General features: G+C 45.7%; 12 protein-coding genes. All 12 read left to right on the top strand.

What is annotated here, in order from left to right; translation table 11 throughout:
* The first annotated feature begins 309 nt into the window (after window positions 1-309).
* Window positions 310-1329, top strand: coding sequence for a selenide, water dikinase SelD (selD, locus tag AC29Z1_RS10085; protein ID WP_488271335.1), 1020 nt, complete (start codon window positions 310-312; stop codon window positions 1327-1329).
* Window positions 1319-1912 carry a sulfurtransferase-like selenium metabolism protein YedF gene (gene yedF, locus AC29Z1_RS10080; RefSeq protein WP_488271334.1) on the top strand — a complete coding sequence of 198 codons (594 nt, stop codon included), beginning with the start codon at window positions 1319-1321 and terminating at the stop codon, window positions 1910-1912. Before selD ends, yedF begins: the two co-directional genes overlap by 11 nt.
* Window positions 1913-1948: 36 nt before the next feature.
* Entirely contained in the window at window positions 1949-2230 is a 282-nt protein-coding gene (locus AC29Z1_RS10075) for a putative Se/S carrier protein (RefSeq protein ID WP_488271333.1), read from the top strand.
* Complete coding sequence (locus tag AC29Z1_RS10070; RefSeq protein WP_488271332.1) at window positions 2208-3020, top strand: mechanosensitive ion channel family protein; 813 nt, start codon at window positions 2208-2210, stop codon at window positions 3018-3020. Before AC29Z1_RS10075 ends, AC29Z1_RS10070 begins: the two co-directional genes overlap by 23 nt.
* 45 nt (window positions 3021-3065) lie before the next feature.
* On the top strand, window positions 3066-3269 hold the full coding sequence (locus tag AC29Z1_RS10065; RefSeq protein ID WP_488271331.1) for a DUF951 domain-containing protein: 204 nt from the start codon (window positions 3066-3068) through the stop codon (window positions 3267-3269).
* Between the two features lie 108 nt (window positions 3270-3377).
* Window positions 3378-4484, top strand: a complete 1107-nt coding sequence (ychF, locus tag AC29Z1_RS10060) for a redox-regulated ATPase YchF (RefSeq protein WP_488271330.1) — start codon at window positions 3378-3380, stop codon at window positions 4482-4484.
* 63 nt (window positions 4485-4547) lie between these two features.
* The gene (locus tag AC29Z1_RS10055) at window positions 4548-5768 is read left to right on the top strand and encodes an MFS transporter (RefSeq protein ID WP_488271329.1); all 1221 of its coding nucleotides are present in this window, start codon (window positions 4548-4550) and stop codon (window positions 5766-5768) included.
* A 178-nt stretch (window positions 5769-5946) separates the two neighbouring features.
* Window positions 5947-6231 (top strand): 30S ribosomal protein S6, encoded by a 285-nt coding sequence (gene rpsF, locus AC29Z1_RS10050; RefSeq protein WP_488271328.1) that lies wholly within the window; start codon window positions 5947-5949, stop codon window positions 6229-6231.
* 27 nt (window positions 6232-6258) lie between these two features.
* Entirely contained in the window at window positions 6259-6654 is a 396-nt protein-coding gene (locus AC29Z1_RS10045; RefSeq protein WP_488271327.1) for a single-stranded DNA-binding protein, read from the top strand.
* A gap of 15 nt (window positions 6655-6669) precedes the next feature.
* On the top strand, window positions 6670-6906 hold the full coding sequence (rpsR, locus tag AC29Z1_RS10040; RefSeq protein WP_488271326.1) for a 30S ribosomal protein S18: 237 nt from the start codon (window positions 6670-6672) through the stop codon (window positions 6904-6906).
* Window positions 6907-7206: 300 nt separating this feature from the next.
* Window positions 7207-7515, top strand: coding sequence for a MazG-like family protein (locus AC29Z1_RS10035; protein ID WP_488271325.1), 309 nt, complete (start codon window positions 7207-7209; stop codon window positions 7513-7515).
* Between the two features lie 3 nt (window positions 7516-7518).
* Window positions 7519-8271: YybS family protein (locus AC29Z1_RS10030; protein ID WP_488271324.1), on the top strand; the 753-nt coding region annotated here is incomplete at its 3' end.

Here is an 8271-nt window from a genome sequence, read left to right as displayed (position 1 = left end):
ACAGATAATCATAATAAATAAAAAGGCTATCGACAATACTTTGTCGACAGCCTGACAGCGGCTTAGCCGCTGCTTTTTGTTTTACCTTTTGTTTTCCGCTTAGCTTTAGTACAGGTGAGTGTTGCTTATTTCTGCGTTGGGCCGATGTTTACCAGCAGTGTGAGTTAAGATAGGGTGTTTTCCCGCTGGTCTCTATTGTTTCAGATGTTGCGGAACCGTTCGCTATTTAATTGAGTGACAATAGCAGGTTAAATGCGTTTAGGGGTATAATATATAAATAGAAATCATTGAGAGGGAGGCGGCGTTACGATGATTAAACTTACAGAGTACACCAAGAGCGGCGGTTGAGCTGCTAAAGTGGGGCCAGGGGACCTGGCTGGAGTATTAAGTCAACTGCCAGTGATGTCGCATCCTAATATACTTGTCGGTATTACTACGTCAGATGACGCGGGAGTTTATAAGTTGAATGAAACAACAGCTTTGGTTCAGACGGTGGATTTTTTTACGCCGATTGTGGACGACCCGTATCTGTTTGGACAAATTGCAGCCGCTAATAGTCTTAGCGATATTTATGCTATGGGGGCGACACCGCTGACAGCGCTTAATTTAGTAGCGTTTCCTAATTGCAAACTTCCTGGCGAAGTATTGCTGGCTATTTTACAAGGCGGTCAGGATAAAGTTGTCGAAGCCGGTGCCGTGATTATTGGCGGACACACCGTTGATGATGATGAGCCCAAATATGGTCTGGCAGTTACCGGAATTGCCCATCCTGACAAGATATGGACCAATGCTGGTGCTAGGTTAGGTGACTGCTTGGTATTAACCAAAGCGCTGGGGACAGGAATTTTAGCATCAGCTGCACGCGCGGAGATGTTTTTGGCGGGTGTGGCGGCAGCTGCAGAGAGTATGGCTGCTCTTAATGTAACAGCAGCCAAAGTAGCCTCAGAATTTACTATCCACGCATGCACCGATATTACGGGATTTGGTCTTATCGGACATGTATGTGAAATGGCAGCGGCTAGTAAAGTGACAATCCGTCTTGACAGCAAAGCTTTACCGTTATTGCCGGAAGCGGCTGCGGCTGCCGCCATGGGCTTGGTTCCTGGCGGTGCATATAATAACCGCAACTATTTTACGGCCGCAACGTTTGCAGAGACGGTACCAGAACCAATCAGAGATATTTGTTTTGATCCGCAGACTTCGGGCGGCTTATTACTTGCCTTACCGGCCAAGGAAGCCGGGGTGTTGGTTAAGGCCGCAGGTGTGGTGGCAGCCAGTATTATTGGCGAAGTAACTGGTATGGGAGGAGGAGAAGTGTATGTCAGATAGAATTGTTGATTGCAGGGGACTGGCATGTCCGCAGCCAGTTATTCATACCAAAAAAGCGTTAGAAGAGACGGTCTCAGGAAGAATTACTATTATTGTTGATAATGAAGTAGCTAAAACTAATGTTGTTAAATTTGCTGTGGCCCACAATTTGGGGGCTGCGGTGGAAACCAAGGGCGGCAACTACTATATTAGTATTGTCAAAGGTACAGGTCAGCAGGCTGAAACAGCCATAAACCAGTTTTCGACCGCTGATGGCCAAGTGTATTTAATTACCAAGGATACTTTAGGTCATGGCTCACCAGAATTAGGGGCCGTATTAATGAAAGCATTTATGACAACACTGCTAGAGATAAAGCCACAACCAGCCGCACTTTTATTTATTAACAGCGGTATCAACCTAACCGTGCAGAATTCACCAGTGCTGGAACAGCTTAAAATTTTGGCTGAGCGAGGCGTAACGATACTGTCTTGTGGTACTTGCCTGGATTATTATCAACGCAAACCTGACCTAGCGGTAGGCGAAATTACCAATATGTACACTATACTTGAGACCATTTCCTTGCATAAAACAGTGACATTATAAGCAGGTGATTTTATTACATATCAACAGTATGACCGATTGATTTCGTTTGCTTCGGTGCATCAGGCTATAAAAGCAGAAACGCTGCTAAGCAGGCAGGGCATTCCCTTCTATGCTTTGCCAACACCGCGTGAGATTGACATTAGCTGCGGTCAGTGCCTATTGTTTATGGCCGTATGGCAAGAAGAAGTTCTCCGTCTCTTCCGGGAGGCACATGTACGTTGGTCCAAATTATTTAGTCGGACAGTGCATGGTAGTTCATTTGTTTATGAGAAAATAACAGAATACGGAGGTCAGTGTGGAACAATACTTGACACCTGATTTTTGGCTGAGCATAACGGTAAGTATTATCCGTGCAGGGATTATTATGTGCGGGGGATATCTGCTGCTTCGGATTACTAACATGCTTGTCGAGCGGTTTTTTCTTCCGAAGCCAGGAACGCCAGTGTCCTTGGATGAAAAGCGGGCCAGGACATTAAGCGCGCTTTTGCATAGTGTATTTCGCTATGTTATTTATTTTATTGTAGCGGTTATGGTCTTAGGGGAGTTTAATGTCGATACTACTTCGGTATTAGCCGGGGCAAGTATTATTGGTTTGGCGGTTGGCTTTGGTGCCCAGAGCCTGGTGAAAGACTTCATGACTGGCTTTTTTATTATTTTGGAAGATCAGTATGGCGTGGGTGACTATGTGGTGCTGGGGGACATGGCTGGGACGGTTGAAGAAATCGGGTTTCGTGTTACTAAACTGCGGGACGGTAATGGCATTCTCCATATTATTCCTAATGGCTCAGTGGTCAAAGTCAGCAATCATACCAGAGGACAAATGTTGGCAACTGTGAATGTACCAGTGGCTTATGAAGCTGACCTTGACCAAGTATTCACGCTTTTGGAGGAGGTTTGTATGACGGTTAGCCAGTCAATGCCGGAGGTGCTTGATGGTCCCCGGGTAGTTGGGGTAGTTGATTTTAAGCCAGGCGAGATAGTTATCCGGATTACCGCCAAAACAGTGCCGCTGCAGCAGACGAAAGTTGAAACAACCTTGCGCCGCCTGATAAGTGGAAAATTTGCGGAAGCCAAGATACCGCTACCACAACTTAGGGTTAGCCTATAACGTATCTAGCCCATCCTTTTCAAACAGCGATATAGGAGGGATAGTATGAATCAAGTTAGATATAATTATAAAATTGGTGAAATTGTAAAAATGAAAAAACCACATCCCTGTGGCGGTGACCGCTGGGAAATAACCCGCACCGGCATTGATTTTGGGCTTAAATGTCTGCAGTGCGGGCGTCAGGTCATGATTCCTCGGCCTAAGTTTGAAAAAGGGGTAAAAGCCGTTATTTCCACTCCGCAAGTATAGTAGGCTACTTGAATTTACGCCGCCATTATCTTACAATATATAAGTTAATACTAACTTAAACATTCGGGCTGTACCCTGTAACCAGCCTTAAAGGTGGAGTAGCATGTAATGAGTACTAACTTAGAAGTAGGTATCGTGGGCCTGCCGAATGTCGGCAAAAGCACACTGTTTAACGCCATTACCAAGGCCGGGGCCGAGGCGGCCAATTATCCTTTTTGCACCATTGAACCTAATGTTGGTGTAGTGGATGTTCCTGATGAGCGTCTGTGGAAACTGACAGAGATGTATAAGCCGAAGCGGACATTACCTGCCGCCATGCGGTTTGTCGATATTGCTGGTTTAGTCAAGGGGGCTGCCCAGGGCGAGGGACTGGGTAATAAATTTTTGTCCCATATTCGGCAGGTCGATGCGGTAGCGCAGGTTGTACGTTGCTTTAGTGATGACAATATTACCCATGTGGCCGGCAGTCTTGATCCTATCAGGGATATTGAGATCATTAATACTGAACTATGTCTTGCCGATTTGGAAACGGTGGAAAAACGTATCGAGCGGGTACAAAAGCTGTTAAAAAGCGGCGACAAAAAGGCGCCTGCCGAACTGGAAGTTCTTAAACAGGTGCAACAGGCACTCGCCGATGGCCTGCCTGCCCGGCGAGTGGTTAAAGATGCCGATACAGCCGCTATGCTCCGGGATTTGTTCTTGTTAACCATGAAGCCCACGCTGTTTGTTGCCAATGTCAGCGAACAAGAAGCTGCAGACGCCAGTGCCAATCCGCATGTTGCCAAAGTACGTGAGTATGCTGCCAGCGAAGGAGCGGAAGTGATTGTCGTATCAGCCAAGGTGGAATCAGAGATTGCCGAACTGGAGCCGGACGAAGCCCGTGAGTTTCTGACCGACTTAGGATTGGAAGAATCAGGCTTGGATAAGCTTATCCGTGCTAGTTTTTCGCTTTTAGGACTAATGACCTTTTTTACAGCCGGTGAGCAGGAAGTTCGGGCCTGGACGATTGTGCGTGGCACTAAAGCGCCCCAAGCTGCCGGAAAAATCCACAGTGATATTGAGCGCGGCTTTATTCGGGCCGAGATTGTTTCCTATGATGACTTAATGGCTGCCGGGTCGTATGCGGCTGCCCGGGAAAAAGGGCTGGTACGGCTGGAAGGTAAAGAGTATATTATGCAAGATGGCGATGTAACTTATTTTAGATTTAATGTATAAGTAAGTTGCTGCCTAAACAAGCGGTTCTCTGGCCGCTTGTTTCCTTTTGGAGGGAGAAAGGTAATGGCGGATCAAATAAAAAAATCTAGGGTATTTCAGGTATTTTTGTTAGGAACTGGACATTTTTTCAGTGACTTTTATAACAATTTCTTACCTGCGCTGTTACCTGTTGTGATGCTTAAGCTGGGTTTATCGCTTACCTTAAGCGGGATGCTGGTTATGGCTTATTCGGTGGTTTCCAGTGTGCTTCAGCCCTTTGCGGGGTATATTATTGACAAACATGGTTATGCATGGTTAATTCTGCTTACAACTCCAATGAGTGCATTATTTATTTGTCTGTCCGGGTTGGCAGATAGCAAGTTTACCTTATTTTTGCTAGTTAGCCTTGCGGGGCTGGCATCTTCGGTCTTTCATCCGCTGGCTGCCAAACTCATGGGCAAAGTAGTGACTGCTGAGACTAAGGGAACTGCGATGTCAGTATTTGTTTTTGGCGGTAATGTAGGTTTTGCCGTAGCTCCGGCGGTTATTATGTATTGCTTGCATATAGCGGGAATAGCCAGTCTGGTATGGTTAATTATTCCGGGTCTCATGATTACCACCGCTTGTTATTTGGCTGGGTTGCACAAGGTAGATATCACTCCGGCAGCCAAGGAGGTCGAAGACGATACGGCAGATGAACCGTGGTACAAGTCGCGTGGTTTATGGCTGTTAAATATTGTTTCGGCTCTTAGATCATGGATACAGGTAGCTCTGCCCACCTTTTTGCCGCTGATGCTGGCAAATGCTGGTCAACCACCGGCTGTGCAGGCCAGTATGCTTACTGTGTTTCTTATGGGCGGCGCGGCTGGCGCGCTAACTGGCGGCTGGGTGGGGGATAAAATCGGACGTAAGGCGGGGTTCATTGGTTCTTTACTCTTATGTCTGCCGATTACCTATCTGTTTTTAATTGATGTCAGTCCGTCGTTTTTGAGCTATTGTTTGCTGGGGGCCAGTGGGGCACTGTTACAAAGTCCGGCGCCGACTTCCGTTGTTTGGGCTCAGGAACTGATTCCAGGTAATGCCGCTATGGCATCAGGTATGATGTTAGGCTTAGCGTTTGGCCTGGGCGGAGTGGGAGCCGCCATTACCGGGTCATTGGGTGATCGCATTGGTTTGGAAGCAGCCCTTTTGTATTCGCTTATCTCCCTTGGTGTAGCTATTGTCCTGGCATTTGCCATTCCCAGTACCGATAGAAACAGGCAGGCAGTAATCAAGCAAGTGGCTGCAGAAAAGGGGCATAACTGATTCTTTTGCTTTCTGTCGTATTATTTAGTATTTACATATGCTTTTTTCTTGCATTTGCTGGACAACTAATGCTATAATAATTTAGTCGCAAAAGTACATATTGTGACATGGTTTTGTTATTCAAAACCTTCCCTGCCCCTTATGACGGGGCCAATAGTCCAAAGGAGGAGGTGATTTCGTGAGAAAATACGAAGTCGTGATTATTACTAAAGTTGGTGACGAAGAGGTTCTTAACGCCACTATCGCTAAGTTCGAAAATATTATTAAGAATACTGGCGGCAATGTTGACAAAGTGGATCGTTGGGGCAAAAAGCGTTTGGCTTATGAAGTAAAAGACTTTATGGAAGGGTATTATACTCTGATTAGCTTTACTGCTGAGCCAGCTACAGTATTCGAATTGGATCGTGTGCTGAAAATTACCGACGATGTTCTTAAGCACATGATTGTTAAGTTGAAAGACTAATTTTGGGGCCAGGAGGTATGAGGATATATGAATAAAGTCATCCTTGTTGGCCGCTTGGCACAAGATCCCGAAGTGAGATACACACAGAGCGGCAAAGCTGTTGCTTCGTTTACTCTGGCAGTAAATCGTTTTGGCGGTGCTCAGGGACAAAACACTGCTGATTTTATTCCCATTGTTGCATGGGAGAAACTGGCTGAAGTCTGTGGTAATAATCTTACTAAAGGGCAACGTGTGCTGGTAGATGGCAGATTGCAAATTCGCTCCTACGAAGCTAATGATGGTCAGAAGCGCCGTGTCGCCGAAGTCATAGCGCAATCCATCGAATTCCTGGAACGCAGACAGGCGTCAGGTATTGACGCTGGAGGTATAGATATTAATTCGTTCGGCAAAGATGTCTTCCCTGATGAGGAAATACCGTTTTAAAAGGGGGGTAAATGAATGGCTGTGAAACGCGAAAGAGGCCGCAAACCTAAGAAAAAAGTTTGTAGTTTCTGTGTTGATAAAGTAACTGAGATTGACTATAAAGATGTTCCTAAATTGCGTCGGTATACTACTGAACGGGGCAAAATTCTGCCACGCCGCATTTCTGGAAATTGTGCCAAACATCAACGTCAGTTGACATTAGCTATAAAACGGGCACGTAATATTGCATTACTGCCGTTTACTGCAGAATAAGCGCAATAAGAGCAAGAACTTCTACAAGAGTAGAATTCTTGCTTTTTTATTTAAGCAGCTTGTATGGCAATAGCTAGATAGACAGTAATAATTTATTAGTTTCTTGCATAAAATGCTAGTACCAAAATGTGAGGCGGATAGGCGGGCAATTACATTTGCCAATTCTGAATTTTACTAGTATACTAATAGAAAAACCACCCTGGCCAGCGCCAGGGTTTCATACTATTTTCCTAATTAGAAAAGAAGGAAATAAACCGGCTTCTTCCGAATATAAACAGGATGGAATAAGGAGGCGGTTTAGTGTTTTCACAGGAATCAGATATCTTGCGTAAACTTAGGCTAATTGAAAGCCTTAAAGCCGATCTTCTGACCGAAGTAAGTAATGTATATCAGGCAATGGCCCATAATAAGCGGGATGCCATTGGTGAGGCGCTGGCTCAGACGATTATTTCGGCATTTGTTCTTGGGCGGCGGCTGGGGATTGACTACACAGAAATGGATGAGCTTATCAATACCCGCCTAGTGGCCAAGATAAAACAGGAACCTGAAGTAGAACGCTGGTATGGGGATATGAGCGAATATCGCCGACATCTTCGCCAAAAGAGGTGAAATATGCAAAAGAATTCTGTTAGACCTGTTGTTGAAGGCGGTATCCTTACTGCCGTTGCGATTATTTTTGCTTTTATTAGCACATACGTGCCTGTGCTGGGTGCTTTCGTCAATCTACTCTGGCCTGTTCCTATTGTACTGCTCGGGGTACGGCATGGGTATAAGTGGAGTATAATGGCTGTCATAGCAGCCGGGATCATTATTTTTCTTCTTATGCACCCCCTTAGCGCCATATCGGTGGTTGTTGGCTTTGGATTAGTCGGTATTGCTTTGGGGTATGCCATTAGACAAAGTTTTTCTCCGGTGAAAACCGTCTTATTTGGTGCGGCCGCTTCCCTTGTTTCCAAAGTAGCCGTCTTGGCTATTGGGGCTGCTATCATGGGGTTTAATCCCATTAATCTTCAGACTGAGGCTATGACCAGCGCGCTTGAGCAGGCGGTAGATTTTTACCGGGGTATGGGGATGAAACCTGAGGATTTGGAGCAAATGGAAACCGCCATGCGCTCAATGATGGAGCTTGTTAAAGTTATTTTGCCCGCAGGATTCATATTAGCCGCTTTTTTTGACACTTTCTTAAATTATCAGGTAGCTAAAGCGGTACTGGCAAAACTAGGACAGCGGATTGAGTCGTTTCCCCCTTTTCGTCACTGGATAATGCCGCGTTTTACGGTATATGCATTAGCTGTGGCCCTGGTAGCGATTTATTGGGGGAAAACCCGAGAAATTGAATTTTTGTTTACTCTGGGTATGAATCTC

The organism is Sporomusa sp., assembly GCF_057736855.1.
Note: the sequence above shows the minus strand (reverse complement) of the source record. Positions and strands in the feature narration are given on the sequence as shown.